The following is a 26,799-nucleotide window of genomic DNA, read 5'->3' as shown; positions in this document are numbered from 1 at the left end:
TTTGCAAAATATATAAATAGGTATATCATAGATTTTCGTATGGAGGAAATTTATGAAATATGAAGATACTCTATTGATATCTATGCTATCATCTGGATGGTATTATTTATTTTGAGTTTTCTTTCACTGCATAACTATTATTTAAAAACTGTAGTTAATTATAATAATTATTTTTCGATATTAGTTTCTATGGTAGATATTCTAGTTAATTATAAAAAATTAACAATATAAGCTTATTTTTTCGCAAACATTGGACCTCAATATTATTTGCTATTCCATTTCTTAGATTTCTCAGAATAATCAGAGTAATTGAAATAGTTATTAATTTTAAAAAATTAAAAATTATCTTAAAGTATAAACATTTTTCTCTCCTTGAGAAGATATTTAAGATATATCGCAAGGTTAGAAAAGTTATTAATGATTTCTTTGAAGAGTAATAAAAAGAAAAATGTACGTTTCATTATAAATCGTGACTAAATTATATTTAATGTTATATCTGATTAATATGTTAGAGAGATCTAGAATATTTAAAAATTTTTATAATTATTATTTCATTACTAATTATAAAACAAGAAAGGAAAAAGATATGTGTTTGTAGGAGAAGGAGTGCTTTGACTATAAATAATTATGCTATATATAATATATTTTCTATGTTTATATAAAGAATAATATAGGGGTATAAGCAAGATTTAGTACGCCGGGGGCGGGACTTGAACCCGCGCGGGGAAACCCCCAACGGCTCTCCAGGCCGCCCCCTTAGACCGCTCGGGCACCCCGGCAAGTATAACATATGCATTAGTAAATTAAAAACGTTTTTCATACCTAGTAACTCTATTATCCTAGCTGGCTTCAGAATTTATTTTATTAAAATGTTTTATTTAAGTTTGAATTAAGACATTGCTGTGATTAAAAAAGTACTAAGATATTCTTTAGACAAACAATACATTACTCTTTCGTCAACATTATATCCAGAAGGAATAAGTTATGTTGATAATATAGTTTTAGTGATAGTAGATAAGAATTACTGTAATACTAACCCGTGGACTGATATTATGCAATATGTAAATGAAAATAGTGTAGCTTTTATGACTGCATCAGAGAAGTTTATTTTTGAAAAATATGATGGAAAAATAAAAATTTTCCTTAGTGCTGGAATAGGCGAAAGTGGAGAAGATGCGGGTTGTACTATAAATATCGGTGTATTTTTAGACTTTAGCCTAAACATTAATGGATTAGTCGATCTGGTAAGAACTGTTACAGAAGCAAAATGTGGTGCGCTAAGAGATTTATCCCTTCCATATACTGGTACTGCAAGTGATGCAGTTGCTGTAGGTAGTCTTGCAGGCAATGAGTACTTTTCGGGTCCTTCAACAGAATTAGGAAAAAGAATAGCTAAAATTGTACGAGAAAAAATAAAGGAATTACTTACTTAAATATCATTTTTCCACATTCTATGTTTTCATTTAATTCTTTGCAAACAATAGTATCATCTTCATACGCGTCCAATAGCTCAATAATCTTATTCTTTACATATTTTTTATTAAATATGGTATAATCTAAACTCTTAAACAGTTTAATTGCAGCAATATTATCACTTTTTGTTGAAGCTACTATAATATCAACATTTTTTCTTTTAAATATCTCTTCAGCTTTTTTTATTAATTCTTTTCCAAAGCCTTTACCTCTGTATTCTGGTAAGATACCTACATAGAATATTGCCCCGATATTTTTATATTTTTTGAGTTCCGCAAATCCTATTTCCTTTCCGTTATATTTTTGTATTAAAATTTTTGAGGATTTAGCATTTTTTAATGCATAATAGCTATCATATTTAGAAAGAGAAGAAGTTATTAGTTCTTCAATACTCATATTCTCTTTTCCTTTTACAATTTTATGCTTTCTCTTATACTTAAAAAACTTTTCTGATGAACTAATAATATCCTTTAATTAGCCTAGCTATAATATGCTCAATAGATTCGTTTCCATTAGCCATTTTCTTAAGCTCAACGAAATCTCCCATCCATCTTATAATACCATTTGAAATAATCAATACTTTAGTTGCTAATTTATCTGCAACTGAAAGTATATGAGTTGAAACCAGTAAAGTATTCATTTTCTTTAGTAGTTCTATTACAGTCTCTTGAGTTGGAATATCAAGGTAATTCAAAGGCTCATCTAGTAGAATAATGTTAGGTTCATGCAGAATAGCCATAGCAATAGCTAATTTTTGTTTATTCCCTCTAGATAATGTAGAAGCTTTATAATTGATGTAACGGCGCAGATCTAATATATCTAATAGGTCGTATATTTTGTTTTCATCAACATTTCTTAATGAGGCTACAAATTTCAAATTATCTATAACAGAAAGCCCTGGAAAAGGGTCAGCATCTTCCGGTAGATATCCAAGAATTTTCTTTATTTCTACTGAAGATGGATCTTTATCCATAATCTTTACTTCTCCTTTATCTGGTCTTATTAATCCAGCCAAAATTTTTAATAAAGTACTTTTACCAGCACCATTAGGCCCCAGCAACGCCCATTTTTCATTACAGTTTATATCAAAGGAAATTCCATTTAATGCTATCAAACTACCATATCTTTTTTCTACGTTACTTACATGGATACATAACATAAATATAAAGAGTGAAGACAACTATAAAGAATTACAAGTCCTATTGAAACTCATCAATATTATGTCATAAAAAGAACATATATATACTCCTTTTTATTTAGTCTTAGGTTTCTCTTGTGATAAGAATTTATATATCTCGTTTGAAAGAATAGAATGATTTTTTATGTAAAAGATATTAAGAAGAATATGTTTATTTAGCAGAGAAAGATTAGAGTGATAAATAAGGATATTAATTTGTATATCTTTTATATAAAATAATAGAAAGTTATATAAAGGGATGGGGGCGTGCCCGCCAGCGCCGCGGCCGGGATTTGAACCCGGGTCAAGGGCTCGACAGGCCCCCATCCTAGAACCGGGCTAGACTACCGCGGCATAAAATATTATTACAAAACGGCATTTAAAGCTATCTCTTATATTCTTTAACGTGTGTCATATATAGGACACAAAAATAGGTTATAAACAGAAAGCTTTATTACGTCCAATTAATATAAATAAACACGGCGGGATTGAGTAGCGGCGTAGGGCAGCCTGGTAGCCCGCGGGGCTCATAAGTGGGGTAAGTTCCCACGGTGAGACCCCGAGGTCCCTGGTTCAAGTCCAGGCGCCGCTATCCCGCCCCCATTATGATGACAAAGAGCCGAATGGAAATGTGACAGCTTGTGGGCAGCCACTGATGAAATAATATTTTAACCTTTAACTTGTTTTAGTAAGTGTGGCAAAGAAAGAGGAGAAGAAGAAAGGTAAAAAAGTATTTCATCCTATGTCTGAAGAAAATGCACAACTTCTAAATAATATTGAAAATCTTATAAAATGGAAATTATCTTCATTTTTTACTTCTAATGGATATAAGAATATAGATGATAGTGTAAATAACGTCTTACATAATATTTTTTCCGAGATAGAGAGAGTATTAAAAACCCAAAACTCATGGGATGATTTATATAATCTTTCAAGAATTTATTATTCTTACGCTTCTACGAAATTGTTTGTATCAAGCCTTGCACGTTTAATAATAAATAGGTATCTTCAAAAAGATGATGAAGCTAAAGATCTACTTTATTCTTTTATAATAGCTTCTGGAAAAGACTACTTAAGATGGGTAAAACTAGCGGGAATAGATAAACATAATTCTAATGAGATAGAAAAACTTATTTCTTTTTTACCTTTTATCTCTTTTTTTCTTGATAATATAGACTGTTCTACTTCTGGAGATAATATTATATGTAAAATATCTACTAAGCCCGCTGATAAAAATCTCCTAGAGTTTGTATCCCAAGCTTTAAGGGATGTTTTATTAGAGATTAATATATCTGTTGCTAAAACTCAAGTAAGTGAAAGTGGACAATTTTCTATTTTGACTTTGAAAGTTAAGGATTAAATTTATAAATAAGTTTGTATACAATTGTATACATGAAAGCAAATCGAGAAGAAAAAAGTAGACAATCATGCTTTATGAAAGAGTTATTATATAATGAATTAAAAAGTATAGCAGACGAAGAAGGAAGAACTGTGTATGATATTACGAATAAAGCAGTTGAATTATATATCTCTCTTTACAGATCATTACAAGACGAGTTAAATTACCTTCAACTTAACTATTTACTTTTGAAGCATCTACGTTCTGTTAAGGCTTTATCTATTAATATTGAATCTGTAACTCCAAAGGATTTATCTTTATTGATTTCAAGTTATATTTCTACTCTTTCCTTTACTGAAGAAGGTAAAATAAGTAGACTTATTGCTATTTTAGATTTCATATCTCAACTTTTAATGGGCGAGAAGGCTAATATGTATTCTTCTCCAGAAAAACAAATAGTAATATACAAGTTTGATAAGGAGAAAAATACTGAATTCTTCAAAAAATTCGCGGAAAATTTACTTAAAGATACCATAACTGGTAAAGAGGTTAAGTACAACGTTAAGAAAAGCGATTTAATGGTAGAAATTTATATTGAGGAAAATGAAATTTATCGGAATAGATCCAGGGAGTAATACATTTGCTATTGCCGAAGTAAGTGAATTAGGTATATTGCTATCATATAGAGAAGTTCCTACATCTTTAATTCCTCATTATGCTATTTCACTAGTTAGGGAAATAGTTAGAACTAGACCGTTATTAGTTGCAGTTCCATCTGGACATGGTTTACCTTTCTACAAAGTTAATAAGATAACAGAAAGGGAGATTTTTCTTTTGTCATTAGCAGATCCCAGTAAAGAAGGACCTTTAAGGAACTTTTTAAGGAATTCAATATGGTTAAATAATGCGTTCGTACTTCCTAGTGTTATAGAACTTGATAGCGTGCCTACCTACAGGAAAATAAACATAATAGACATGGGTACTGCAGACAAAGTAGCTTCAGCGTTTTTCTATAGGACTTTATATGATAGTTTTGTTTTAGTAGAAGTAGGAAGTAATTTTTCTGCTGTTATTATAGTTGTGGATGGACAGATTATTGATGGATTTGGTGGTACTATTATACCTGGTCCTACTTCTGCCGGTTTTATAGATGGTGAAGTCGCTTATCTTTTACACAAATATGCTAAGATAACCAAGGATGTAATATACAGTAATGGTAATTGGGAAAGAGGAAAAGAGTTAATTAGAATGATAGCTGAATGGTACTCTACTAAGTTCGACATTCCGATTATTGTTTCTGGGAAAAGAAAATATGAGCTAGATTTTGGTAAGAAGTTTGAATTTAAGTTTAAGGAAGCTGCTGTGGGCTCAGCATATATTGCTAATGCTGTTGGTGGTGGTATTTATAGGAAATACTTAGATATGTTAAAAAGCTCTAATACAGCAATATCATATGTGAGATTAAAGGGATGGGAAGAGATTATTTCCTTGATAAAGACTTAATAATTAGTAAAGACAATAGTATTTACGTTGTTTACTCTAATATTAACACTTTCGGTTATATATACGCCTATTTAAAATATATATACACTGGAAAAGGAATTTGGAAAGGGTATGAAAGAGTATTAAGATATTATGGTGTTCATAATCTACTCAAAGTTAATCAAGAGTATATATATGAGCCTTGTTATGATGTGTCTTTTCCTATATTACGAAAGTCTATGATAGTAAAGCACTTAAAACCCGAGGAAAAAATGAGAAAAATAATTAGAAAAAGTGAAAATAAATTAGAAAGTTTAGCCTTGGAAATTTATGACTACGTGAACATTAAGAATATTGGAATAACTGGAAGTTTATTAGCTGGAATTTCGCATGAAAATTCTGATATTGATTTTGTGATTTATGGCATTAAAGATACTATTGATTTTCTTGAATCATTTCAAGGCTTTGATGAAGATAAAGATTGGATATCGGAAACTATTAAGAACTATGATATCTCCTTAAATCTTGCTAAGGATCTGTATGATAGAAGAGTTAGGGGAATGTATAAGGGTATTAAATATTCCTTTCTTTTTGTGAACGATAAAGTCGAAAAATATTGTAATATTGTATGTAAAAGAATCGGAGAAGGAGAGATTATTGCTAATATTGATGATAAATTTAATTCGCTTTTCTATCCTTCTGTGGTTACTTTGTCAAATGTCTCTATAATAAAAGGTAGTTTTGCTCCTCAACTTCTAGTCTCATATGAAGGTATATATTCTATGCTTTTGTATAAGTCCAATAGGGTATACGTCAAAGGTATGCTTATGAGATGTGAGGATGGTGAAGTAAAAATGATAATAGGTGATAGAGATGTTAAAGGCTACATTAGAAGAATATTGTGATAGCATAAGTTATATTTTATCTAAGGCTTCTATTGATGAGGCTTTAATAAATAAGCCTGGTAATGCTTCTAGAGTTAAAGATATTACCTCTGTAAATTTTTCTGATATACTTTATTCAGCTTTACTAATGAAGAGGTATTACAAAGAAGCTTGCAAGAGAAAGTTTGATAAAAAATATGAAAGTCTTTATGATTTACTTTACTATGCTATAGTTAAAAGTAAAGAACTTAATATAAATTTCTCTATTTTTGGTACTTCAATGCAATTATTACCAATTGCTTATTCTTCTTCTTACTCATTAAGCGACACTTTACTCAAAGCTTCACAAGTTATACTTTCTTTAAATAATAAAGACTCATATTTTTTCTCTCTAGCATTACGAGAACTGAATTTATCATACTTGGGAAAGATGGAAGTTATGGATTACAGAGAATTAGAGAAGTATACGTTATATGATATTTTTTTGAAATCTTCTGAAATAGATAGTGCTGTAAGAAATATGGTTTTAAATTATAGATATTCTTTAGAAGTTATAGAAGAGATTAAAAACAAGGGATTAGAGGAAGGAGTTCTATATAGTTTTATAAAAATATTATGCGAAGTTCCAGATGGTCTAATTTTAAGAAAATACGGAGCTTATACTGCTATACGTGTCTCACAACTTGCATGTTCTATACTTAAAAATTATTCTTTGAAGAGAATAAAGGACTTTGATGATTTTTTAGTTAAAAATAGATATAATCCCGGGTCAACGGCAGATATTATAGCTACTGGTATTGGTTTATATTATCTTGATGAATGGTATAAGAAAAATAGCCTTGGTTACACAAGTACCTTGCAGAGAGGATGTGATAGATTTTCTTAACAAGTTAGAAGTTGATTTAATTGTGGGACTTGGTGATGTAGAGTGTCCTCAATATATTAAAAAATATAAGGGAATATTGGGTGAAATGGAAGACATTACTACTCAAAAATACTTACGCAAGAATGGATTACTCATCCAAGAAGGAGTGTTAGATTTATTCATTTCATTTTCATATAGAAAAGTAATTACTCATTTTCCTCCTAGAAATCCTAGAGGATCCCAAAAAGTCTTAGCTGAAATCCTATCAAATCTACCAGAAATTGTTTTTCATGGCCACTTAATAGAGCAAAAGGTTTATGATATAGGTAAAACTAAAGTTGTATCTGTAGGAAGCTTAGAAAAGGGCTATTATGTCGTCTATGATGGGAGAGAATATGAATTAAAGAGGAGCAGCCATTAGGTAAGCATCTTCTCCATCTGCATAATAATGTCTTAATACTTTTACTTCTTTAAACCCTAATTTTTTATATAAATTAATCGCTGGTGAGTTACTCACTCTAACTTCTAGATAAACTTCTTCTGCGTTGTAAACCTCTTTCATCGCTTTCATTGAGGCTTGAAGTAATGCAGTGCCTATGCCTAATCTTCTATATTGCTCTAGAACTGCTATAGATACAACATGCCCTTTTTTAACTAATGTTGGTAATTGTTTCAGATTACTAAATCCCCATTCTATTCTAGGCATTATATAACCTACCACCTCTCCATCAACTTCTGCGACAAAGAATGCCGCTTCATACTCCTTTAGGTGTTCTACAAAGAAATAATAGGGATAATTTTCAGGCAAAGCTAATCTATTAATTTTTATTATTTGATCTACATCTGTTAACCTTGCATTTCTTATTCTATATTCTTTTCCCTTTTTTGCTTCAGCAAACTCCATAATATAAGGTTTTTATTCGAAGTTTAAATTTATGTCTGATGGTTATTCATCCCTCGAAGAAAATTATAGGCGAGATCTCATCAGAACTTTTGAATAAGAAAATTTTAGTAGGAGTCACAGGTAGTGTATCCATTTATAAGACTATTGACTTAGTGAGAAGCTTAATGAGGTTAGGTGCAGAAGTCCAAGTTATTATGAGTAAAGACGCTTCAAAATTAGTCTCTCCTACAATGTTTGAATGGGCAACTGGTAATCCAGTGATAACAAAAATTTCTGGCGGGATAGAACATGTTACATTAGCTGAAGATTATGACGCATATGTTGTAGCACCAGCTACAGCAAATACTATAAGCAAAATTGTTAATGGAATTGCAGATACTCCAATAACAGTTACTGCTCTTAATTTTATTGGTCTAAAAAAACCTCTAATCTTAGTTCCAGCGATGCATTTACCAATGTATTTTACACCTCAAATGATAAATAATATAAATAAACTAAATGAGATAGGAGTAATTGTTGTAGAACCTTTTCTTGTAAGAGATGTTGCTCATTATCCAGATATAGAATATTTATCAAATTATATTTCAACCTTACTTCTTAGGGGTAAGGATTTAGAAGGATTGAAAATTGTCGTTACAGCTGGCCCTACAAGAGAGCATTTAGACCCAGTGAGATTTATTTCAAATCCTAGTAGTGGGACTATGGGAGTTGCAATAGCAAACGAGGCATATTTTAGAGGTGCTGATGTTGTTTTAGTTCATGGTCCTTTAAGTACTCATATAAAGCCTTATGTTAAAAAGAAAGTTCAGGTAGAAACAACTGATGAAATGGCTAATGAAGTGAAGAAATTTGTAGAAACTGGATATAATATTGTGATTTTAGCTGGAGCACCAGCAGATTATAAGTTTAAAAACATTGCTTCTTCAAAGATTGATAGTCATACAGAAACTCCTACAGTAGAACTTGAAAAAACAGTAAAGATCTCAAGTATAATAAGGAAATATAATGTTTTCTTAGTAGGTTTTGCTGCAGAGACTGTAAAAGATGACAATGAATTAATAGAAAAAGGTAAAATAAAGAAGGAGAGGCATGGCTTTGATTTGCTAATAGCGAATAATGCTTCTAGAAAAGATATAGCATTTTCATCAGATTTTAATGAAGTTATAGTAATCGGAAACAATTTTATAAAGAAAATAAATAAAAATTATAAAACAGTTATAGCTAGAGAAATACTTGACATAGTTAAGCAAGAGTATAAGGTTCAAAAACATGGGTAAGCTTAAAAAATTGGAAGTTAGAAATAATAATGGGATTGGCTCGGGTAGCTCAGCCTGGTTAGAGCGACGGGCTGTGGACCCGTAGGTCCCGGGTTCAAGTCCCGGCCCGAGCCCTAATTTAACGTTCTTCTTTTAGAGAAATTTTACCTTCATGCAACTGTGAGCGTTATATTTGCAACTACGTAGAATATACAAAGGGGGTATACAATTTATGCCAAAAATTGACGTTTCAAATTTAGATGATAAGAAGAAGATAGAGATACTGAAGAAGGCAGTAGAAAAACAAGGGTTAAGCTATGTATCTAGGTATCTAGGGCTCAACAAATCCACTGTAAACCGTTATGTTAATGGAAAGATACAGAGGGTCCCAGATGAAGTAGTTGAAAAAGCTGCAGAACTGCTTACTATTGAAGAACTTTCTGATATTATCTACGGTTTAAGGACCGTAGAGGTAGACCCGACTATCGCTTTAAGTGTAATTATTAAAGCAGTAAGAGATGAAGGATTCCGGAACTTTTTCATTAGCCTGATATGGCAGTACCTGGGGGACTATCTTAAAGCTGCTTCTAATAGTTATATCGTTACAAAAGATGATGTTGAGTTATTCGAAAAATTCGTTAAAGAGAATAGAGCTAAGAGGACCGCAGATGAGCATATTTAAAATATAAGAAGAATATTAGCCGACCTGAACTATGAGCTTACTCCAGAAAGGATTAAGGAATATATGCTGGACCTACAAGCCGAAAATTTAAACAAGGCTAGATATTATGCAACTACTCTCAAACTATTCATTAAGGAAATAATAAAGCCGAAAAACTCCAGGGTAGCAAAAGAGTTATACGATTCCTTCAAATTACCTAAAAGGAAGTTTAATTATAAGCCTCCTCCCTTATCATTAGATACCCTGAAGAAAATCTTCAACAACATCAATGACTTAGGTGCTAAAGCTCTATTTCTATTATTAACTGAAACTGGGCTGAGAGTAGGGGAAGTTTTGAGCCTTAAGATTGACCAGATAGACCTTGAGCATAGAATTATTAAAATTATGAAAGAGAGCGAAACTAAAAGGGCTTATATCTCATTTTTACATGAGAAGACTGCAGCATGGCTTAGAGATGTTTATTTGCCCTACCGTGAGGAATTCGTAGAGAAGTATGAAAGCAGCATTATGAAATTAGCAGCTGCAAACCCTGAGCAAGGGATAGATATAGAGGAGTGGAAGCTGAAACTATTCCCATTCCGGGAAGACGTTTTACGAATGGAAATTAAGGAGGCTATGAGGAAGACCGTGGGTAAAGAATTCAGACTTTATGACTTACGGTCCTTCTTTGCATCTTATATGTTAAAACAAGGAGTATCTCCGATGGTCGTCAATCTCCTCCAAGGTAGAGTTTCGCCACAGCAATTTAGAATACTCCAGGATCACTATTTCGTTATAAGCGATATTGAGCTGCAGCAGTATTATGATAGATATGCCCCATGTCTCTTAGAGTAAGTATGTTAAGCCCTGACTTACGTTAACTCCCCAGTTAACGCTAACTTACTAATTCTTCTCTGTATTTAAGGCAGTATTCACGGAATTTCTTCCCCGCTATCTTCCTCCACTTTCGGTATATTATCCCCTCTTTTGCCATCCTCGATAAATATACTGTAAGTGTTTTTCTATCTACCCTGGTCTTTCTCTCTAATTCTTCTAATTAAAGACAACCGGGGGAGCTCCCGAAAGCCAACATTATCCTCTGAGGTACTGTTAATTTCTCTAAAACTCTCTCTGCCATAATTGAATCTAAAGCCTTAAACAGGATTAAAAATTTGTAGTATCCATAGCAGTGCTGCAAAGTTGAGTTTCTTACCCTGTCCCCACAGGTCAAACAAAATTTAGTCCTACTTACTTTATCGTGAGAGTTTTGCTCCTGTAAGCAAAAAATTTGGGATCCGGGCAGGATTAAAGTTATTAGTTATAAAGTACAAAGAAGTATGAGGCGGGGTCAGCTCGTAACAGGCTCATCATATGTCAGCCCGTCGTCCGTCATCACCATTTGACCCCGCCACGTACCATATTGTACTTTCAGATATTTAAATTTTGTGGTACATTATGGTACAATAAAGTTTTTATATTAAAGTACAATAAAGTATATTGAGGTAAAATGCCTAGACCCGGTTATAAGTCAGTTTACTTCCCAGATGATGAGTTGTGGAAGAAGATAGTTGATGAAGCTGAAAAGAGGAAAGTAAGTGTATATGAAGTGCTAAAAGACGCTTTTGAGTGTTATATGAAGGAAAAGGAAGGAAATAAAATAAGTATAGAAGAAGTAGTTAAAGAACTTCAGGAGTTAAAGAGAAGGGTTGAGGAGCTAGAAAAGAAGGTTAAATAAAATTTTTCTCAGTAAACTCCCCAGTTATTTCAAATTTTCTCACGCATTAAAATGACGACTAGTGCATACCTACTCTGTTAGCCCGATTTTTCAAAATTCAATGAGAAGAAAGCTTAATAGTTAGGAGGATAAGATTAAATTAGGGATGAGGGGGTCAGGTCAGCTTCCAAGCCATTCATCAAGCTTTCAGATCGCCACCCCTCGTCATCCCCTCATCCCCGATTTCTAGTTCTGTGAAAACAGGTTTAAAAATCTTTCTACTTTCATATATTATTTCATTAGAAATAATAATAGGAATTAGTAATGTAATATGCGATTAACAGAAGCATAAATCCGGCAAAGATTGCTAAACCATTTACTACTGGGTTATCATACCTATAGTGGGCTAATGCGAACCTCCTCCACCTCCCCCTCTTCTTCACATAAACCCCAGCTTCAGTAAACATATCCAGAAACATATGAGTAGGACCTACTATCACTCCGGAGACCAATACTTCAATTAAAGCATAATAACCGTACATATAGTGTATGAGGAAGATTAAGGGAATTGTTGGTAATAATCCCCATAATACACTCCTAGGATAAGTATGGGTTAAAGGAGACCTAACCGGTATATAACCCCTTCCGGTCAACAACTCCCTATGCCCTATCTTATCAATCAGAGAATTACCCAAAATAGAAGAATACGCAGCTACGAAAAAACTCACGAAAAAATTGTTAGAAAGAAAAACCAAAACTAATGATATAACACCAAGCGAGAAAACATAGTGTGTCTTAAGTTTCATACTTTCACCGATTATTCCGGTTTTTAAAAACTTCTTAGATTGATGAAGCAGATAGAAATTGAAACTGTTTTGCCTATGAATTATAAAAAATTAAGGGCTTTTTTCATCACAGATGGTGTGCTCAGGCTTTTTTATGAAATAAATAAGATAGAACAAACGGGGAATTTAACCTGGTTGATTAACGGAAAATATAACGCTATAGTTTATTTCAGTGAATACGATATTAATTGGGAAATTTATAGAAAAAGAAGCATAAAAGACAGAATTTCAGTGTTTTTATATCCCGTGGCTGACGATTCGGGTTTACGGCTTATATTCAGAACGAATAGAGTACTCCCCCTCAAAAAGAGCCTTGAAAACGAAGTAAATGCGGGAATAGAATTACTTAAAAGCCTCTTATATTCATTAAGAATTTAGTTTATCGGAGTATCTTCATCAAAAAGCCGTGAGTGTGGACAACAATTTCATTCATTTGAAATATTTACATTTATTATCACCCCCCTATCTGGAAAATATACTGGAGCGTAAAGCGCGTTATAAGCTAGGAAGAACAGCGATAACCACCTTGTGAGCGTGAACCTATTAGTGTTCCATGGAAAGTGAAAATCCATTGAGGATATTCTATGTTTTAAGCTTCTGAACCCTTGTTCTGCGTAGTCCCTCTCGTTGAACGTTACCCTCTTGTGTTCCACGTTTAGCCAAGTGAATGCGTTATAGACTGTTGCCCCATCGTGTATGTAGACTACCTTGTCTATCCTCGTTTTGAGCACCTTCTCAGCCTCCTTTTCCACATTCTTCATGTTCGTCAAGACTACCAGCACGTGCAACCCACTCCTAGAGCTCGTCACCATGAAGAAAGGTATCGCACCAGTCTTCACATCCCTCACAATCCACACATAATAATACTGCCCCTAATCACCATAATTTTAGTCTCATCCACCGCATAAAAACCACTAACCGGCACCACATACCTAACACAACTCAACCTCCTCAAGTAATACAACAAAGTAGAATGAGGCAAACAAGTCCTCCAAGAAGACAAACCAGAGAGATAACTAGCCAAAGCCAAAGCTACTACCTCACTAGAATAAAACCTAGGCTCAAGATTAATATACTCCATTAGGATTAGAATAACTTGGGTGAGCACGGGAGTCCTCCATCTAGTTGGGTTATTCATCGTTCACCCCCAAGAAAAATCCCCGTGCTCACCAAAAAAGTATTACGATGAATTCTCCATCTAAGTAAAAACAATTAATACAATTTATTTCAAATGAACGAAATTGTTGTTCACACTCGGTATTCGTATGCCTCATCGTCATAACTCATTGTAATTTTCATAGCCTCATTAATGTAATAAATAGCCTTAATGATTTCTAGTAGTTCATTACCATTAACTTGCTTCTGTGCCTGCATTCTTCATCCCCACGAAGCTATGTCCTCTTCGATTGCCATCATTTCCTCTCTAGCCTTCTCTACTTCCTCCTTAACCTTAGCATCATTTAACAACTGCTTTAGTGTTTCGATGTGCCAGCAGTGTCTTCTAAATGTGTAGCCTTCGCAATCGCAACTGCTTTTGACAACTTTCATTGTTATGGGGTCTATTACTAGCCTAGTATAGTGTGTTAAATTTGGTCTGGACTTACTTTCTATATCTGCACTTACGATTACACCTTCACCTAATGTGTAAAAAACATCTATTCTCTTAATCATGGATTTTGAGGGGATTTGTGTGGAAATCATGTTTGTTCTGTGTAATGTTATACATTACACATTATTTAAATTTTACTGTGTAATGCGAAACGGGACACAATAATCCTAACTGTATCTTTTTAAGCCAAGTAGTGTAACTATTACCTATGGAAAAGAAACAAATCAAGATAATAGAGCCGGAAACTGACGAGATTACTATAACTAATAATAGTGAGGAATTACACAAACTGTTTAATGAGTTAAAGAAAGAGAGCGCTATTATTCATCGTAAACAGACTCCCTCCTAGCAATCCTCCATATATGAATTTGCTTTTTCTCGTTATCGAAAGAGACAAGAATTCTTATATCCCTTCCTACTCTTATCCTAAATATATCTCTGTTTTCATTATCATTCCAACCCTCCAGTTTCTTTATATCAAGCTCATTTAATTCCATTTTACTTAGCTTGTCTAAAGCCTCTTCTATCCTCTCTAATTCATCACTCTGGAACTCCCTGGGTAGTCTCTTAATTTTGATATGGAATACTAATTTCCACTCTTCAGCCATTTGACTGCACTTTCTTAACTAATTCCTCTATTTCTATAACTCTTTTAGCCACTTCCCTTCCGACCTCCGTTAGACTGATTAACCTCCTATATGGAAACACGTTTTCTTTTTCCTCCTTTATTAGGTTAAGTTTGGCAAGTTCTTCCAACGCTCTCTTGATACTACCACTGTTAGTATCTGTTTTTTCAACTAACTCTCTAACAGTTAGACCCCTATTTTCCCTTCCGAGGACTATCAAAACCCTTTGGGCAACCTCACTTAAAGCAAACGGCTTTTTATCTGTCATGCTAACCGCTACATGATACTTTCAGTCTACTCTTCATTTAACATTATGTAATTTGTAATGCGAAACGGAACAGAGAAAAGATTTAAATAATGTGTAATGTATAACATTACACGATAGATATGTCAAAAGAATTAAAAGGAATCCCCATGTATAAAATCCTTGCATATTTAAGAAAGAAGAGAGAAGCAAAAACGATAATTGAAATAAGCGAAGGGGCAAATATTCCATACAATACAGTTAGGGATAATATCTACAAGCTAATGGCGTTAGGGGCAGTAACGTATGCTGATGGGAAATACATAATAACAGAGAAAGGCGAACAAATTCTCAACGAGTTCATAAAACAAATTGAAAGTTTGAAGGAGCTGGTGAATCCATAATGAGTTCTACATTATCCTATACTGAAGAAATAGTTCCTATTGAAAGAATAAAAGAAGATGATGAGTTCAAGTCATTAGTACCTCCTAACAATATGAAGGAACAATTAGCTTCCAGTATTGCAAAGAACGGTCAAACATTGCCGATAGACGTTGATGAAGACTATGTTATTCTCGATGGATATACTAGAGTATCAATAATGAAGAATCTGAACTTTAAGGAAGTTAAAGTAAGAAAATAGAATTTTAAGAGTTCTGAGGACAGAGTTACTGCATATAAATTAATAGCTATGCTAAATTTACAAAGAAGACATCTAGAGAAGAATGAAGTACTAAGGTTAATAAGAGAAGTTGCAGAAAAGATAGAAAGATTAAGTAAACAGAATAAGATACAAAAATCTGATCAAAATCCTACCACCAGTGGTAGGAATTCGGAAATGAAAAGTGAGAAAAAATCTTTGACAAGTCAAAGTATTTCAGAAGCAAATAATGAAACAAATAGGATAAGTTACGAATCTCTAAAAAAGGCTAAGGAAGAGATAGGTGCAAAGGAGGTGTCAGAAAGAGAATTAGATCGTTATTCAAGAATATCAGAATTCCCATGGTTAAGGCAGTTAGTCGATGAAGGAAAAATTCCCCTAAAGCCTGCATATGAATTATATACCAAAGCTAAGGATAAGCTTCAAAAGATTGTTAATCTTCCTCCAACGGAAAGGAGTCAGCTACTTACTACTAAGGAAGGCCGTAGAATCATCTTAGAAAGAGACGATCTACTACAGCTAATTTTAGACCATAAAATGGCTGTTTCACAAGCGATAAACAAGCTGAAGACTGAGTAGCATTTTACGTCTTTTTCCTTCTCTTAAACAGTTTCTTAATTCCACCCAAAGACTGATAAATACTTTTTATCAACCTTGATATCCTCTTGGCTCCCAACCTTAAGCCAAGAGAATATTTGAATAAGAGGACTAAGAGGAGGGAGAGGGCTTTCAAGGTTATGAAACCCTTGTTCCTAATCCATGTGAGGAAAGAGCTCTTCTCTAAGCCTAGAGCCTTTAGCTCCCTAATTACTACTTCAATATCCCAACGGTTTTCCCATGTTATGTCTTCTGGTGTGTCATTTGTGTTGGTTGAGAAGAAGTATCTTTTTCCCATACTTTTATAATTGTCTATTACGAGTAGTTTTATGGGGGTACCTAGGTATTCTACTAGGTATTCCCCTTCGGGGAACTCGGCAACTGGCACATGTCTGCCACCCTCGACAACACGTGCGTTTGCCTTGAGTTCCCCCACAGTATCCTCCAAAAGAGTTTTAGAATTAACATACCAAGAATCAAAAACCTTGCACACAACATTAAACTCCTTCTCGAGCATTGGCAACGTTTCCAAGTATCCTTGAATTTTGGTCTTGAACTCAACTTCCTCTCCCCTCTCCTCAACAACCTTTTGTGGTATATAAGGTATTATTGTTACTACGTAGGTTTCGTTTGTCCTCAAGTCTTTTAGTGTTATTAGGAGGAGTTGTATTGCTGGTTCGTATCTCTTGTGTTCTCTGCAGTAAAAGGCTTGTGTTCCGTTTCTTGATACTGATATTGCTCTTGCTTTGTGGTTGTGTGTGTCGTCTTAGTTGTACTGGGTGGTCTTTTACTATTTCTTTTACTATTTTGATCAAGTTTATGTTTGCTATTTTATCAAGGTTTTTTAGTACTGTCTCATAGTCCATGCCTACTGCTTGTGCTATTTCTGTTGCTGTCCCACCAATTATTCCTCCTAATACTAGTCTTGTTAGTGTGTCTTTTCTCACGCTAGTCAAGGCTTTGAATATTTGTTGTAATGCTTCTTGAAGTGCCTTGTAATACTCTTGGAGTAATGAGTTTGTATTCATCCGATATTTTGTTTGGCTAATTTTTAAAAAGTTTTTAAGGTTCCCTTAAACTGCAAGGATTTTCCTATAAATGCTAATCTTTAGATTAAACTTCAAGCATAGTGCAAGCTATATAGGAGCGTTAGTGAGGTATTAGGATACAAATTATTATATTACCAGGATTGTTCGTAGGTAGGCACTACATGTTACCACTTCTAACAAACCTGCCGGAATAACGAATCTACCTCGTTTTATTTTGGATGAAGTTATGTGAGATGCGTGAAGAAGAGTGGTCGGTTCCATATATTTCATAAGTTAGAGGTTATAATAACATAAAAAAGAAGTTAATATATGCTGAATAAATATAAACATATATACTTAATAGAATTTAATTAATATATGGGATTTCCATTCTTTGGACAGCAGCCTTCATTTGGCTCAACATTATGTGGGGGTTCTATAGGATTAGGTGGAAAAACAATAACAGTACCAGTATCATATCCAATAAATATGCAATATGTGGGTGAACAAGTAGTATCGTATTTAAATGGAATGGGATTTCAAGTAAACCCTATGATAAGCCAAAATATGGTAGTTATACAAGCTAAGCATTCGAGCTTGTTTGGATTTTTAACCGATGCAAATAAGGCCTATACAATAAGGATATGTCAAGGGCCAGGGATAGTGACTATTGAAACTGGCGTAGCAAATTGGATTCAGGATTTAATTCCATTAGCTATGAGTGGAGGATTTTCATTCTTTAGCGATGAAATGTTACATAACAAATTACTAACAATCTTAGGAATAGGTGGAACGGCCTTTGATGCATATCATGTTTATCAACAATATGCCGGTGAAGATCAGTTACTTAATTACATAGCTCAAATAGTAGCTAATTCTCCACCGGCACAAGGCGGTATGTACGGAGGTGGGCCGTATGGGAATCCAGGTGGAGGGTTTGGTGGTGGCTATCAGCCACCATATTAAAATTCTGTAAAGATATACTAATAAATCAAATGTAAAATTCTCTTATGTAGAAAAAAGTGAGATTTCATATTGATAAACTTAAATTATCTAGTCTATTAAAGGATGAGTATGCGGTTAGTTTACCTGTGATTTTTACGTGTTCGTGATAATATACATCTAATACATATTTATATTCTATAGTATAGTTTAAAGAATCTTATAAAACCTAACTTAAATAAAGTCTCTTTACTTTACGAAAGCTTTAAATCGAGATGTCAATGTGGTGTTTATTTGTAAGTTTGGAAGTGGATAACAAAAATTCCTTTATGGCTAGTAACAAAGTTTAAAGTATGATACATGTAGTTATTCTACGTATAAAGAAACTTATATTATATTAACCTAGTTCTAGCCTTTTTACGGTACTGGGTATGAAACCTCTGTATGAAGTAAACTTTGACACATTGACGTCCTTTAATTTCATAACTACTATCTTACCCAGAAGTCCTCCAAGATCTATATAACTTCCTGGTGGTGAGTCGATGGGTATTATTCTAGCTCCAAGGATTTTGTTTAAGGATATTCCTAATGCTAAGATGTCTGAAATTAGTCCTATTACCTTATCCTTCCCTTGTGACTTGCTTACTCCTACCATATCTATGCCACTATTACATACAGAGGATAACGCTATAAGAGTGTAAAAATCTATATATCCCTCTAATGATCTCTCAGACATTACAGCATCTTCACTTACCGGAATAAACGCACTACTGAGACCGCCAACTGAGGATGTGGCCATAGCTCCTCCCTTCTTTACAGCGTCCATTAAAATAGCTAATGCAGCCAATGAGCCGTGTCCGCCTATCTTCTCTATCCCCATCGTCTCTATAATTTCCGCAACACTATCTCCTACTTTAGGTGAGGGGGCCAATGATAAATCAACAGTTGTAAAATTTATCCCCATGTTTTCAGCTACAGTTCTTCCTACTAGTTCACCGAGTCTAGTAATCTTAAATGCTGCCCTCTTTATTATGTCATGGAGTTCTTGTAAAGTCTTAGGTTTACTTCTTTCAATAGCGGCTTTAATTACTCCTGGTCCGCTTACAGCTACATTTATTGTAGCCTCTGGCATTCCCATACCGTGGTGAGCTGAAGGTACAAAAGGCGAATCTGGAGGAACATTAGACATTATAGCTGTCCTTGATGAGGATTCTGGTGGTATTTCGAATATTCGGTCTACGAAGATCTTTATTGCATCGATATTCATTCCAGACATCGTAGATGCAGCGTTAATCATTCCAGCTAGTCTTTTAGTCTTGTTCAGTGCGTCTGTTAAGGTTTTAAGAACTCTTAAGGATCCTCTAGTAAATCCTTTATCTGCAAAAGCTGAATAACCACTTATATAATCTATGTTATTTCTTTCAGCTATTCTATCCAGATATTTAGCTAATTCTATTCCGTCTTTTTCATCTAGCACTTCAAGAAAGAACTGAATTGGGGATACAGATACTCTTTTAGTAACAATTCTGATTCCATATTTACTTCCTACTTCATCTACGATTTTTGAAAATCTTTCTAGAAAATTATTAATCTCTTCTAACTTCTTTAATGATTTATCTAAATCATCTGATATTGCGAAGAGTGTGTTAATGCTCAGAGTTACTGAACGAATATCTAGATCCTCCTCGTTAAGCATTTGATATACTTCTATTATTTCTTCTGCGCTATACTTCATTTATACCCTCTCCATGTATCTAAATACTTTTTCGTGGTATGTGTGTACTTCAACCACTAGCTCTCTACCTTTCTCTTGTAGTTGTGTTCTCAATTCATCTAATGGCACTTTACATTTAGAAATATCAACTAACATGATCATGGCAAAAATTCCCCTTATAACAGTTTGTGAGATGTCGATTATGTTTGCATTATTTTCAGCTAGTTTTGACGCTATTCCAGCTACGATTCCAGGTTTATCAGCTCCTACTACTATAATTATAGCGTTTTCCATCAGATATTCTGAAATCTTTTCTAGCTATTATGTTTTTGTCAACGTATTATATATGTTAATAGTATTTCTTCTTTATATAAAAGTTTGATAATGGTATAGTAAGTTAATCTGTTAATTTATAGTTTACTCTCCAAGTAAAGAAAGTTATTCCTAGTGGCGATCTAATTTATATTAATGATAAGTTTTTAAAGATTGAAAGTTCTATTATCTTTCTATAGTATTTGGCATTAGGATAAAATTTGTTAAGATACTGTGTCTTTATTATGATTACGCACATTAAATGGATCAGTATGTATTAATTTCCAAAGTGACTGTTTCTAACTAAGAATCTCATTTAACAGAAAATTTAGCTATGGGTCTTACTATTTATTATTACCATACAAGGCTTTCTGTATATTATAGCTAAATTAGTTTTAAAACCCATGATAATTTTTTATTTATATGGAACTCGAAAAGCTTGTTTCTCAGATTAAAAAGAAAAAATATGGAAGTAAAAAAGAATTAATAAAAGATTTGAATTTGCTTATGACAGAAATTCATAATCAAATAAAAAGTGAGATAAGCAGGGCTAAAAAAGCAAATAAAAATGTGAATGAGATAGAAAAGGAAATAGAAAAAATATTACATTCTCTAAAGAAAGTAAGGAAAAATAAACAAGCTCAGAGTATTAGAAATATCAAATTTGTTGTGGATAGGAGAGGTTTGGAAGCTTTAGAACTACTAAAGAAATTAAAATCGAGTTAGACAATCTTAGTATATGGGTAAGCTTTTTGGTACTGACGGAGTAAGAGGGATAGTTAATAAAGAGTTAACTCCAGAATTGGTATTAAAGCTTTCTAAAGCTATAGGGACATTTTTTGGAAAGAATAGTAAAATTCTTGTAGGCAGGGATGTAAGAGCAGGGGGTGATATGTTAGTTAAAATTGTTGAAGGTGGTTTACTAAGTGTAGGTGTTGAGGTTTATGATGGTGGTATGGCTCCTACACCAGCTTTACAATATGCTGTGAAAACTTTGGGTTATGATGGTGGAGTTGTAATTACTGCTAGCCATAATCCAGCACCATATAATGGGATAAAAGTTGTTGATAAGGATGGTATTGAAATAAGAAGAGAGAAAGAAAATGAAATCGAGGACTTATTTTTTACTGAAAGATTTAATACTATAGAATGGAGTTCTCTAACTACAGAAGTTAAGAGAGAAGATAGAGTTATTTCTACTTATGTAAATGGAATTTTAAGTCATGTTGATATAGAGAAAATTAAAAAGAAAAATTATAAGGTATTAATTGATCCGGCTAATAGTGTAGGTGCTTTATCTACTCCATTAGTTGCTAGAGCTTTAGGTTGTAAGATTTACACGATTAATGGAAATCTTGATCCCTTATTTTCAGCTAGACAACCAGAGCCTACTTTTGATAGTCTTAAAGAGACTGCAGAAGTTGTAAAGACTTTAAAAGTGGACTTAGGTGTAGCACACGATGGTGATGCTGATAGAGCCATTTTTATTGATTCTGAAGGAAGAGTACAGTGGGGTGATAGGAGTGGTACTTTATTATCATATTGGGCATCTGTTAAAAATCCTAAAGCTATAAAGAAGATTGTTACTGCTGTTTCAAGCTCAAGCTTAGTAGAAGAGTATTTAAGTAAATATAATATTCAAGTTGATTGGACAAAAGTAGGAAGTGTTGATATAGCACATAAGGTAGCGGATGAGAATGCACTAGCTGGGTTTGAAGAAAATGGAGGTTTTATGTATCCTCCACATCAGTATGTAAGGGATGGTGCAATGAGTTTTGCTTTAATGTTAGAATTACTAGCTAATGAAAATGTTTCGTCAGCAGAGCTATTTGATAGGCTTCCTAAATATTATCTTGTAAAAACTAAGGTTGACCTAAAGCCAGGGTTAATGGTTGAGGAAATTTATAAGAAAATATTAGAAGTATATTCAACTTCTAGTGTTAAAGCAATAACTATAGACGGAGTCAAAATCATAGGTAAAGATTTCTGGTTTCTTGTAAGGAAAAGTGGGACTGAACCTATAATAAGAATAATGGCTGAAGCTAAAGATGAAAACGTAGCAAATAATTTAGTTAATGAATTAAAAAAGATTGTAGAGGGTAAATGAAATACAGGTTGCTTGATCTTTTGGCATGTCCTATATGTAAGCATTTTCCGTTAAAGTATTACGTTTTTTCAACAAGAATGGTAGAAAGAGGTATAGGAGATGAAAAGAAACCATTATGTGAACTTTATTGTAGTTATAAGAATCAGTTTATAAAAGATATGAAAGAACCTACTCCTTGTGAAGAATGTATTAAGTATGAAATTGTTGACGGTTTATTATACTGCCCAAACTGTAAAAGATGGTATCCAATTATTGATGAGATTCCTAGGATGTTACCAGACAAGTTAAGAAGAAAGGATGAAGACTTGAGTTTTATGAAGAAGTATAAGAATAGCATTCCTAAAGAGATCCTGGAAGAAGGAGTTCCTTTCAACTTAAAGTCTGAACAAAGTTGACATATCTTTATTAGTTTGAATTAAGATAATATTATCTGGTGTAACTATTGGAAAGTGGATATCTATCTAATCTTGACGAATGGATTAAGATGCAGAAAAATTTGTTAGAGACATTAAAAGAGTTGGAGAAAAAATATGAAGCTGGAGATACAGATAGATTAGATTTAATCCTAGCAACTAGAGTTGCTTTTCAACATATTATGAGAACAGTTAAAGCTTTTGATCAATGGTTACAAGATCCTCAAATTATAAAGCATATGCCTAAGGAGATGTTAGAAGATGTTATGAGAACTACATGGAATATATTGGAAACTTTATTAGAATTAGATATAAGACATACAAGTCAATTCAGAGAATTAGTAGTAAAATTAAGTAAAGAAGGAAAATTAGATCCATTAATATGGAATAGACCTCTGAATGAAGAGCAACAAACTACTCAAAATAGAAGAGGAACGTTCATGACAATGTGAAATAAAGTATTATCTTCTTTTATTTTTAAGTCTATTTTCTTCATCTATTGCATTTATCTTCATTTTAATATCGCTTAAAAGTTGTGCTAAATTATTTTTAAAGTCATCCTCAATCTGCTGTTTATCTAGGAATTCTTGGCCACTAGAAGTTAATTTTAATTTTTTACTTTGCGGATCGTTTTCTATATATCCAACATATAGTAATGCTGTGATATCTTCTTTTATCATTGGACTAAAAACATTGTTTCCGATTACATTAAATTGATATCCTAAGTCTAATCCCTTCTGTTTTAGCTCATATAAACCAATAGTTAGTGCTTTTTCTGAGGCTCCATTTAAGGTTTTTATTAGATACAGTAATTTAATTTTTCTTTTATCATCTTTTAATGAATCTGGAGTAAATACTTGTTTAGATGTGAGTTTAAGCTCTTTTGATTTAGTCTGTCCTGGCTGAGACATTTAATCACTCCTTTATAATTCTCATTTTACCCCTTAATTATTTTAACGATTTGCTTAGCTTCCTCTAATGGATTCTTCGCTCTTGTTATTGCTCCACCAACAACATAAATATTTATAGGTAAATCTATAATATCAACAATATTATTCTTGTTTAACCCGCCAGCAACTGATACTATTACTCCAAGTTCGCTAACTTTCTTTATTTCATTCTTTAAATCGCTTATAGTAATACCTCTTTTTTTCTGCACATCTAATCCTACATGCAATCCTATTATGTCTACCCCCAATCTTTTAATTTCTTCTGCTCGTTTTAGAATATCTTTAACGTTTATGAGATCTGCTTGGACGAGAATTCCATATTCATGTGCTTTCTTTACTGCACTTTCTATTGTAGCATCGTCCATAATTCCAAGCACTGTCATAATATTACCTCCACCTAGATGAACTATTTCAGCCTCTACGTCGCCAGCATCTGCAGTTTTAGTGTCAGCTAAAACAATTCTTTCTTTTGCAATTTCCCTTATTCTTCTTATTCCTTGTATGCCATAAGACTTGATTAAAGGTGTTCCAACTTCTAATATATCAGCCCCAGCCTCAATAGACTGTTTTGCAATTTCTTCTGCGTTTTTTAAATCGATAAAATCTAATGCTACTTGTAAATTTTTACTTTTTAATAATTTTTCCAGTAATTCCATCATTCCACCAATAGGTATTTCTACATAAAAGTTAACAAATGATTTTTAAAACTCACTGTGTGATATTTTTAGCTGTGATTTCCGATTGACAAAGTATATTATAATTACTGGAGGAGTATTATCAAGTGTTGGTAAAGGCACGGTAGCTGCTTCTATAGGATTACTTTTAAAAAATAGAGGATATAAGATAACAATGGTTAAGGTAGATCCATATCTTAATGTTGATGCGGGTACTATGAATCCATATATGCATGGAGAAGTTTTTGTAACAGATGATGGAGCAGAAACAGATCTAGATTTAGGTCATTATGAAAGATTTGTAGGTATTAATATGTATAGTTACAATAATATTACTGCTGGTAAGGTTTACTTTGAAGTTATAAAGAATGAGAGGCAAGGAAAATATTTGGGTCAAACAGTTCAAATTATACCTCATGTTACGGATCAAATAAAGAGTATGATAAGATATGCTTCTAATATGGCAAATGCAGACATTACTATCGTTGAGATAGGCGGAACTGTTGGAGATATAGAAGGTTTACCATTCTTAGAAGCAGTAAGACAATTAAAACTAGAAGAGGAAGAAGGAAATGTAGTTTTTGTTCATGTTGCCTTAGTCGAATTCCTTAAAGTAACTGAGGAAATAAAAACTAAACCTTTACAACATAGCGTGCAAGAATTAAGAAGAATAGGTATACAGCCAGATATCATAGTTGCTAGATCTGTAGTTCCACTAGATGAAGAAACAAAAAAGAAGATTGCATTGTTTACGAATGTAAAACCAGAATACATCTTTTCTAACTATGATGTCAATATGACTTATGAAGTTCCTCTAATCCTAGAAAAACAAGGCTTAGCAAGTAAGATTTTAAGTAAACTTAACTTACCAGATAATCAGCCTAATCTATCTGAATGGATCCGCTTTATAGATAATTTAAAGACAGCTGATAAAGAAGTAAAAATTGCTCTTGTGGGAAAGTATACAAAGCTTAAAGATAGCTACATTAGTATTAAGGAAGCGATTTACCATGCAGCTGCTAAGCTTCATATCAAGCCTGTTCTAGTTTGGATAGAATCGACTGACATAGAAAATTCAAAAGAAGCAATTGATAAATTGAAATCTGTTGACGGGATAATAGTTCTACCCGGATTTGGTTCACGCGGAGTGGAGGGAAAAATTCTTGCAATTAAATATGCGAGAGAAAATAATGTACCATTCCTTGGTATCTGTTATGGTATGCAACTAGCAGTAGTAGAATTTGCAAGAAATGTGTTAGGGCTAGAAAAAGCTCATACTACTGAGGTTGATCCTAATACACCCCATCCAGTAATCACACTATTAGACGAGCAAAAGAAAGTTGTACAAATTGGTGGTACAATGAGATTAGGATCTCAAAAGGTAATCGTTAAAGAAGGAACATTAGCTTATAGAATTTACGGAAACATAGAAGTATATGAGAGGCATAGACATAGATATGAGGTAAACCCAGAATATGTAGATCTTTTACAGAAAGGTGGTCTGGTAATATCTGGTGTAAGTGAGAATGGTCTGGTAGAAATGATTGAGCTTAAGAACCATAAATTCTTCCTAGGGTTACAAGGTCATCCAGAATATAAAAGTAGGCCTTTAGCTCCTTCACCCGTCTTTATAGGTTTCCTTAGAGCTGCTGCTGGAGTTTAAATTAATAATAATTTTATCATATTTTAATTTTATAATCTTTTTTATACCTTTTATTCCATTTTTATAAGATATTTCAATTAATCCAGCATTTTCTAGTTCACTAATATGCATGCTAATATTAGCTTTTGTCATGTGTAATACTTCACTTAATTCAGTAATACTCATTTCATTTTCAGCTACTAGTTTTAATATGTTTATTCTTGATATTACGGATAAAGCCCTAGAAATTTTTAATATATCTTCTGGGTCTGATACTGTTAGTTCCACGTTTATATAAATTAAAAATTTTTCCCTTTAAAAAGGATGTGGCTAAGAGACAAGAACCCTTTTATATTAGTCAGTAACAGAAAAGAAAATGAGGATGACTATAGTGCAAGCAAAGATAGAAAATCCATTAAAGAGTTTAAAAACTGCAACAAATAAAATTGTATTAGTGAAACTTAAGGATGGATCAGAATACGTTGGTAGATTAGAACAAAGTGATGGTACAATGAATTTAGTACTGAGAGACTGTATTGAGACAAGAGAAGGTACAGCTGAACCTGTTGCAAAATATGGAAGAGTTCTAATAAGAGGTAGCAATATACTTTTCATAAGTGTTGATTACGAAGCTTTAATGGGAAAATAATTTTATAAGAATACATCGGTGAGTGTATTCT

31 protein-coding genes, 4 tRNA genes and 5 pseudogenes are annotated in these 26,799 nt (G+C 33.1%); 22 read left to right on the top strand and 18 right to left on the bottom strand.

Annotated features, from left to right (window positions below; genetic code table 11):
* Positions 1 to 695: 695 nt before the first annotated feature.
* A tRNA-Ser gene (locus tag STK_RS01495) sits at positions 696 to 779 on the bottom strand.
* Between the two features lie 123 nt (positions 780 to 902).
* On the opposite strand from STK_RS01495, the gene STK_RS01490 reads away from it, so the two are divergent.
* The gene (locus STK_RS01490; protein ID WP_010978217.1) at positions 903 to 1,433 is read left to right on the top strand and encodes an adenosylcobinamide amidohydrolase; all 531 of its coding nucleotides are present in this window, start codon (positions 903 to 905) and stop codon (positions 1,431 to 1,433) included.
* Here STK_RS01490 and STK_RS01485 read toward each other — a convergent pair.
* From STK_RS01485 to STK_RS01475, 3 genes are all read right to left on the bottom strand, one after another.
* Positions 1,426 to 1,869, bottom strand: coding sequence for a GNAT family N-acetyltransferase (locus STK_RS01485; protein ID WP_010978216.1), 444 nt, complete (start codon positions 1,867 to 1,869; stop codon positions 1,426 to 1,428). The genes STK_RS01490 and STK_RS01485 overlap by 8 nt on opposite strands.
* Positions 1,870 to 1,930: 61 nt before the next feature.
* Positions 1,931 to 2,632, bottom strand: coding sequence for an ABC transporter ATP-binding protein (locus tag STK_RS01480; protein ID WP_010978215.1), 702 nt, complete (start codon positions 2,630 to 2,632; stop codon positions 1,931 to 1,933).
* A 296-nt stretch (positions 2,633 to 2,928) separates the two neighbouring features.
* Positions 2,929 to 3,004, bottom strand: a tRNA-Asp gene (locus STK_RS01475).
* Positions 3,005 to 3,144: 140 nt separating this feature from the next.
* Here STK_RS01475 and STK_RS01470 point away from each other — a divergent pair.
* The 7 genes from STK_RS01470 (at position 3,145) to STK_RS01440 (ending at position 7,641) form a co-directional block, all read left to right on the top strand.
* Positions 3,145 to 3,242: transfer RNA gene (locus STK_RS01470), tRNA-Met, on the top strand.
* Positions 3,243 to 3,344: 102 nt separating this feature from the next.
* Positions 3,345 to 4,010: a hypothetical protein gene (locus STK_RS01465; RefSeq protein WP_010978214.1), complete on the top strand. Its 666-nt coding sequence runs from the start codon at positions 3,345 to 3,347 to the stop codon at positions 4,008 to 4,010.
* A gap of 32 nt (positions 4,011 to 4,042) precedes the next feature.
* Positions 4,043 to 4,624: a hypothetical protein gene (locus STK_RS01460; protein WP_010978212.1), complete on the top strand. Its 582-nt coding sequence runs from the start codon at positions 4,043 to 4,045 to the stop codon at positions 4,622 to 4,624.
* Positions 4,593 to 5,492 (top strand): DUF1464 family protein, encoded by a 900-nt coding sequence (locus STK_RS01455; protein WP_010978211.1) that lies wholly within the window; start codon positions 4,593 to 4,595, stop codon positions 5,490 to 5,492. Before STK_RS01460 ends, STK_RS01455 begins: the two co-directional genes overlap by 32 nt.
* Positions 5,459 to 6,376: a nucleotidyltransferase gene (locus STK_RS01450; protein ID WP_010978210.1), complete on the top strand. Its 918-nt coding sequence runs from the start codon at positions 5,459 to 5,461 to the stop codon at positions 6,374 to 6,376. The genes STK_RS01455 and STK_RS01450 overlap by 34 nt, the downstream gene beginning before the upstream one ends.
* On the top strand, positions 6,345 to 7,241 hold the full coding sequence (locus STK_RS01445) for a triphosphoribosyl-dephospho-CoA synthase (protein ID WP_052846234.1): 897 nt from the start codon (positions 6,345 to 6,347) through the stop codon (positions 7,239 to 7,241). Before STK_RS01450 ends, STK_RS01445 begins: the two co-directional genes overlap by 32 nt.
* A complete protein-coding gene (locus tag STK_RS01440; protein ID WP_232616509.1) occupies positions 7,225 to 7,641 on the top strand; it encodes a hypothetical protein in 417 nt (138 codons plus the stop codon). The genes STK_RS01445 and STK_RS01440 overlap by 17 nt, the downstream gene beginning before the upstream one ends.
* Here STK_RS01440 and rimI read toward each other — a convergent pair.
* The gene (gene rimI / locus STK_RS01435; protein WP_010978207.1) at positions 7,621 to 8,124 is read right to left on the bottom strand and encodes a ribosomal protein S18-alanine N-acetyltransferase; all 504 of its coding nucleotides are present in this window, start codon (positions 8,122 to 8,124) and stop codon (positions 7,621 to 7,623) included. The genes STK_RS01440 and rimI overlap by 21 nt on opposite strands.
* A 38-nt stretch (positions 8,125 to 8,162) precedes the next feature.
* Here rimI and coaBC point away from each other — a divergent pair, with 38 nt between their 5' ends.
* From coaBC to STK_RS01420, 3 genes and pseudogenes are all read left to right on the top strand, one after another.
* The gene (coaBC, locus tag STK_RS01430) at positions 8,163 to 9,401 is read left to right on the top strand and encodes a bifunctional phosphopantothenoylcysteine decarboxylase/phosphopantothenate--cysteine ligase CoaBC (RefSeq protein WP_010978206.1); all 1,239 of its coding nucleotides are present in this window, start codon (positions 8,163 to 8,165) and stop codon (positions 9,399 to 9,401) included.
* Positions 9,402 to 9,439: 38 nt separating this feature from the next.
* Positions 9,440 to 9,514: transfer RNA gene (locus STK_RS01425), tRNA-His, on the top strand.
* A gap of 98 nt (positions 9,515 to 9,612) precedes the next feature.
* Positions 9,613 to 10,896 (top strand): annotated as a pseudogene (locus tag STK_RS01420) (tyrosine-type recombinase/integrase).
* Between the two features lie 40 nt (positions 10,897 to 10,936).
* On the opposite strand, the pseudogene STK_RS15915 reads toward STK_RS01420, so the two are convergent.
* Positions 10,937 to 11,086, bottom strand: a pseudogene (locus tag STK_RS15915) (DNA-binding protein); the annotation flags it as partial.
* Positions 11,087 to 11,548: 462 nt separating this feature from the next.
* Here STK_RS15915 and STK_RS01415 point away from each other — a divergent pair.
* Positions 11,549 to 11,776, top strand: coding sequence for a hypothetical protein (locus tag STK_RS01415; protein ID WP_052846232.1), 228 nt, complete (start codon positions 11,549 to 11,551; stop codon positions 11,774 to 11,776).
* Between the two features lie 278 nt (positions 11,777 to 12,054).
* Here STK_RS01415 and STK_RS01410 read toward each other — a convergent pair whose 3' ends face one another.
* Positions 12,055 to 12,561: a DUF1286 domain-containing protein gene (locus STK_RS01410; RefSeq protein ID WP_010978203.1), complete on the bottom strand. Its 507-nt coding sequence runs from the start codon at positions 12,559 to 12,561 to the stop codon at positions 12,055 to 12,057.
* A gap of 42 nt (positions 12,562 to 12,603) precedes the next feature.
* Here STK_RS01410 and STK_RS01405 point away from each other — a divergent pair, with 42 nt between their 5' ends.
* On the top strand, positions 12,604 to 12,978 hold the full coding sequence (locus tag STK_RS01405) for a hypothetical protein (protein WP_010978202.1): 375 nt from the start codon (positions 12,604 to 12,606) through the stop codon (positions 12,976 to 12,978).
* Between the two features lie 47 nt (positions 12,979 to 13,025).
* Here the strand turns inward: STK_RS01405 and STK_RS01400 are convergent.
* The 5 genes and pseudogenes from STK_RS01400 to STK_RS01385 all read right to left on the bottom strand — a co-directional run bounded on the left by STK_RS01400 (position 13,026) and on the right by STK_RS01385 (position 15,103).
* A pseudogene (locus STK_RS01400) lies at positions 13,026 to 13,738 on the bottom strand (IS6 family transposase).
* 110 nt (positions 13,739 to 13,848) lie between these two features.
* Positions 13,849 to 13,974: a hypothetical protein gene (locus STK_RS15835; RefSeq protein WP_269770901.1), complete on the bottom strand. Its 126-nt coding sequence runs from the start codon at positions 13,972 to 13,974 to the stop codon at positions 13,849 to 13,851.
* Positions 13,975 to 13,977: 3 nt separating this feature from the next.
* Positions 13,978 to 14,301, bottom strand: coding sequence for a hypothetical protein (locus tag STK_RS01395; protein ID WP_010978200.1), 324 nt, complete (start codon positions 14,299 to 14,301; stop codon positions 13,978 to 13,980).
* A 228-nt stretch (positions 14,302 to 14,529) separates the two neighbouring features.
* On the bottom strand, positions 14,530 to 14,817 hold the full coding sequence (locus STK_RS01390; RefSeq protein ID WP_010978199.1) for a type II toxin-antitoxin system RelE family toxin: 288 nt from the start codon (positions 14,815 to 14,817) through the stop codon (positions 14,530 to 14,532).
* Positions 14,810 to 15,103 (bottom strand): helix-turn-helix domain-containing protein, encoded by a 294-nt coding sequence (locus STK_RS01385; protein WP_010978198.1) that lies wholly within the window; start codon positions 15,101 to 15,103, stop codon positions 14,810 to 14,812. The genes STK_RS01390 and STK_RS01385 overlap by 8 nt, the downstream gene beginning before the upstream one ends.
* Positions 15,104 to 15,222: 119 nt before the next feature.
* On the opposite strand from STK_RS01385, the gene STK_RS01380 reads away from it, so the two are divergent.
* Positions 15,223 to 15,483: a winged helix-turn-helix domain-containing protein gene (locus STK_RS01380; protein WP_010978196.1), complete on the top strand. Its 261-nt coding sequence runs from the start codon at positions 15,223 to 15,225 to the stop codon at positions 15,481 to 15,483.
* Positions 15,483 to 16,316: pseudogene (locus STK_RS01375) on the top strand (ParB N-terminal domain-containing protein); the annotation flags it as partial. The gene STK_RS01380 and the pseudogene STK_RS01375, both read left to right, overlap by 1 nt.
* A 7-nt stretch (positions 16,317 to 16,323) precedes the next feature.
* On the opposite strand, the pseudogene STK_RS14695 reads toward STK_RS01375, so the two are convergent.
* Positions 16,324 to 17,365 (bottom strand): annotated as a pseudogene (locus STK_RS14695) (ISNCY family transposase).
* A gap of 378 nt (positions 17,366 to 17,743) precedes the next feature.
* Between STK_RS14695 and STK_RS01355 the strand changes: the two are divergent.
* Complete coding sequence (locus tag STK_RS01355) at positions 17,744 to 18,331, top strand: hypothetical protein (protein ID WP_010978191.1); 588 nt, start codon at positions 17,744 to 17,746, stop codon at positions 18,329 to 18,331.
* Positions 18,332 to 18,704: 373 nt separating this feature from the next.
* Here the strand turns inward: STK_RS01355 and STK_RS01350 are convergent, their stop codons facing one another.
* Positions 18,705 to 20,042, bottom strand: a complete 1,338-nt coding sequence (locus STK_RS01350; RefSeq protein ID WP_010978189.1) for a PFL family protein — start codon at positions 20,040 to 20,042, stop codon at positions 18,705 to 18,707.
* Positions 20,043 to 20,315 (bottom strand): ACT domain-containing protein, encoded by a 273-nt coding sequence (locus STK_RS01345; protein ID WP_052846230.1) that lies wholly within the window; start codon positions 20,313 to 20,315, stop codon positions 20,043 to 20,045.
* Positions 20,316 to 20,756: 441 nt separating this feature from the next.
* Between STK_RS01345 and STK_RS01340 the strand changes: the two genes are divergently transcribed.
* From STK_RS01340 to STK_RS01325, 4 genes are read left to right on the top strand one after another with little or no spacing between them, the layout of a single operon-like run.
* Complete coding sequence (locus STK_RS01340; RefSeq protein WP_010978187.1) at positions 20,757 to 21,059, top strand: hypothetical protein; 303 nt, start codon at positions 20,757 to 20,759, stop codon at positions 21,057 to 21,059.
* A 13-nt stretch (positions 21,060 to 21,072) separates the two neighbouring features.
* Entirely contained in the window at positions 21,073 to 22,440 is a 1,368-nt protein-coding gene (gene glmM / locus STK_RS01335) for a phosphoglucosamine mutase (RefSeq protein WP_010978186.1), read from the top strand.
* Positions 22,437 to 22,835, top strand: a complete 399-nt coding sequence (locus STK_RS01330; RefSeq protein WP_010978185.1) for a Trm112 family protein — start codon at positions 22,437 to 22,439, stop codon at positions 22,833 to 22,835. The genes glmM and STK_RS01330 overlap by 4 nt, the downstream gene beginning before the upstream one ends.
* Before the next feature lie 47 nt (positions 22,836 to 22,882).
* Positions 22,883 to 23,305: a DUF2153 domain-containing protein gene (locus STK_RS01325; RefSeq protein ID WP_052846228.1), complete on the top strand. Its 423-nt coding sequence runs from the start codon at positions 22,883 to 22,885 to the stop codon at positions 23,303 to 23,305.
* A 9-nt stretch (positions 23,306 to 23,314) separates the two neighbouring features.
* On the opposite strand, the gene STK_RS01320 is transcribed toward STK_RS01325, so the two are convergent.
* Both STK_RS01320 and STK_RS01315 read right to left on the bottom strand, forming a co-directional pair.
* Complete coding sequence (locus STK_RS01320) at positions 23,315 to 23,764, bottom strand: hypothetical protein (protein ID WP_010978183.1); 450 nt, start codon at positions 23,762 to 23,764, stop codon at positions 23,315 to 23,317.
* Positions 23,765 to 23,790: 26 nt separating this feature from the next.
* On the bottom strand, positions 23,791 to 24,462 hold the full coding sequence (locus tag STK_RS01315) for an orotidine 5'-phosphate decarboxylase / HUMPS family protein (RefSeq protein WP_010978182.1): 672 nt from the start codon (positions 24,460 to 24,462) through the stop codon (positions 23,791 to 23,793).
* Between the two features lie 82 nt (positions 24,463 to 24,544).
* On the opposite strand from STK_RS01315, the gene STK_RS01310 reads away from it, so the two are divergent.
* Entirely contained in the window at positions 24,545 to 26,140 is a 1,596-nt protein-coding gene (locus tag STK_RS01310) for a CTP synthase (protein ID WP_010978180.1), read from the top strand.
* Here the strand turns inward: STK_RS01310 and STK_RS01305 are convergent.
* Positions 26,096 to 26,407, bottom strand: a complete 312-nt coding sequence (locus STK_RS01305; RefSeq protein ID WP_010978179.1) for an ArsR/SmtB family transcription factor — start codon at positions 26,405 to 26,407, stop codon at positions 26,096 to 26,098. The two genes, STK_RS01310 and STK_RS01305, sit on opposite strands and share 45 nt — an antisense overlap.
* Before the next feature lie 103 nt (positions 26,408 to 26,510).
* Here STK_RS01305 and STK_RS01300 point away from each other — a divergent pair, with 103 nt between their 5' ends.
* Positions 26,511 to 26,768, top strand: coding sequence for a U6 snRNA-associated Sm-like protein LSm6 (locus STK_RS01300; RefSeq protein WP_052846864.1), 258 nt, complete (start codon positions 26,511 to 26,513; stop codon positions 26,766 to 26,768).
* The last annotated feature ends 31 nt before the right edge of the window (positions 26,769 to 26,799 follow it).

The organism is Sulfurisphaera tokodaii str. 7 (genome assembly GCF_000011205.1).
Lineage (GTDB): Archaea > Thermoproteota > Thermoprotei_A > Sulfolobales > Sulfolobaceae > Sulfurisphaera > Sulfurisphaera tokodaii.
This window is presented reverse-complemented; position numbering and strand designations above follow the sequence as displayed.

Coding starts and splice junctions, on each gene's coding strand:
- STK_RS01485 (WP_010978216.1), bottom strand. CDS start 1,869: ATGAGTATTGAAGAACTAATAACTTCTTCTCTTTCTAAATATGATAGC.
- STK_RS01480 (WP_010978215.1), bottom strand. CDS start 2,632: ATGTTATGTATCCATGTAAGTAACGTAGAAAAAAGATATGGTAGTTTG.
- STK_RS01460 (WP_010978212.1), top strand. CDS start 4,043: ATGAAAGCAAATCGAGAAGAAAAAAGTAGACAATCATGCTTTATGAAA.
- STK_RS01455 (WP_010978211.1), top strand. CDS start 4,593: ATGAAATTTATCGGAATAGATCCAGGGAGTAATACATTTGCTATTGCC.
- STK_RS01450 (WP_010978210.1), top strand. CDS start 5,459: ATGGGAAGAGATTATTTCCTTGATAAAGACTTAATAATTAGTAAAGAC.
- STK_RS01445 (WP_052846234.1), top strand. CDS start 6,345: ATGTTAAAGGCTACATTAGAAGAATATTGTGATAGCATAAGTTATATT.
- rimI (WP_010978207.1), bottom strand. CDS start 8,124: ATGGAGTTTGCTGAAGCAAAAAAGGGAAAAGAATATAGAATAAGAAAT.
- coaBC (WP_010978206.1), top strand. CDS start 8,163: ATGGTTATTCATCCCTCGAAGAAAATTATAGGCGAGATCTCATCAGAA.
- STK_RS01415 (WP_052846232.1), top strand. CDS start 11,549: ATGCCTAGACCCGGTTATAAGTCAGTTTACTTCCCAGATGATGAGTTG.
- STK_RS01410 (WP_010978203.1), bottom strand. CDS start 12,561: ATGAAACTTAAGACACACTATGTTTTCTCGCTTGGTGTTATATCATTA.
- STK_RS01405 (WP_010978202.1), top strand. CDS start 12,604: ATGAAGCAGATAGAAATTGAAACTGTTTTGCCTATGAATTATAAAAAA.
- STK_RS15835 (WP_269770901.1), bottom strand. CDS start 13,974: ATGCAGGCACAGAAGCAAGTTAATGGTAATGAACTACTAGAAATCATT.
- STK_RS01395 (WP_010978200.1), bottom strand. CDS start 14,301: ATGATTTCCACACAAATCCCCTCAAAATCCATGATTAAGAGAATAGAT.
- STK_RS01390 (WP_010978199.1), bottom strand. CDS start 14,817: ATGGCTGAAGAGTGGAAATTAGTATTCCATATCAAAATTAAGAGACTA.
- STK_RS01385 (WP_010978198.1), bottom strand. CDS start 15,103: ATGACAGATAAAAAGCCGTTTGCTTTAAGTGAGGTTGCCCAAAGGGTT.
- STK_RS01380 (WP_010978196.1), top strand. CDS start 15,223: ATGTCAAAAGAATTAAAAGGAATCCCCATGTATAAAATCCTTGCATAT.
- STK_RS01355 (WP_010978191.1), top strand. CDS start 17,744: ATGGGATTTCCATTCTTTGGACAGCAGCCTTCATTTGGCTCAACATTA.
- STK_RS01350 (WP_010978189.1), bottom strand. CDS start 20,042: ATGAAGTATAGCGCAGAAGAAATAATAGAAGTATATCAAATGCTTAAC.
- STK_RS01345 (WP_052846230.1), bottom strand. CDS start 20,315: ATGGAAAACGCTATAATTATAGTAGTAGGAGCTGATAAACCTGGAATC.
- STK_RS01340 (WP_010978187.1), top strand. CDS start 20,757: ATGGAACTCGAAAAGCTTGTTTCTCAGATTAAAAAGAAAAAATATGGA.
- glmM (WP_010978186.1), top strand. CDS start 21,073: ATGGGTAAGCTTTTTGGTACTGACGGAGTAAGAGGGATAGTTAATAAA.
- STK_RS01330 (WP_010978185.1), top strand. CDS start 22,437: ATGAAATACAGGTTGCTTGATCTTTTGGCATGTCCTATATGTAAGCAT.
- STK_RS01320 (WP_010978183.1), bottom strand. CDS start 23,764: ATGTCTCAGCCAGGACAGACTAAATCAAAAGAGCTTAAACTCACATCT.
- STK_RS01315 (WP_010978182.1), bottom strand. CDS start 24,462: ATGATGGAATTACTGGAAAAATTATTAAAAAGTAAAAATTTACAAGTA.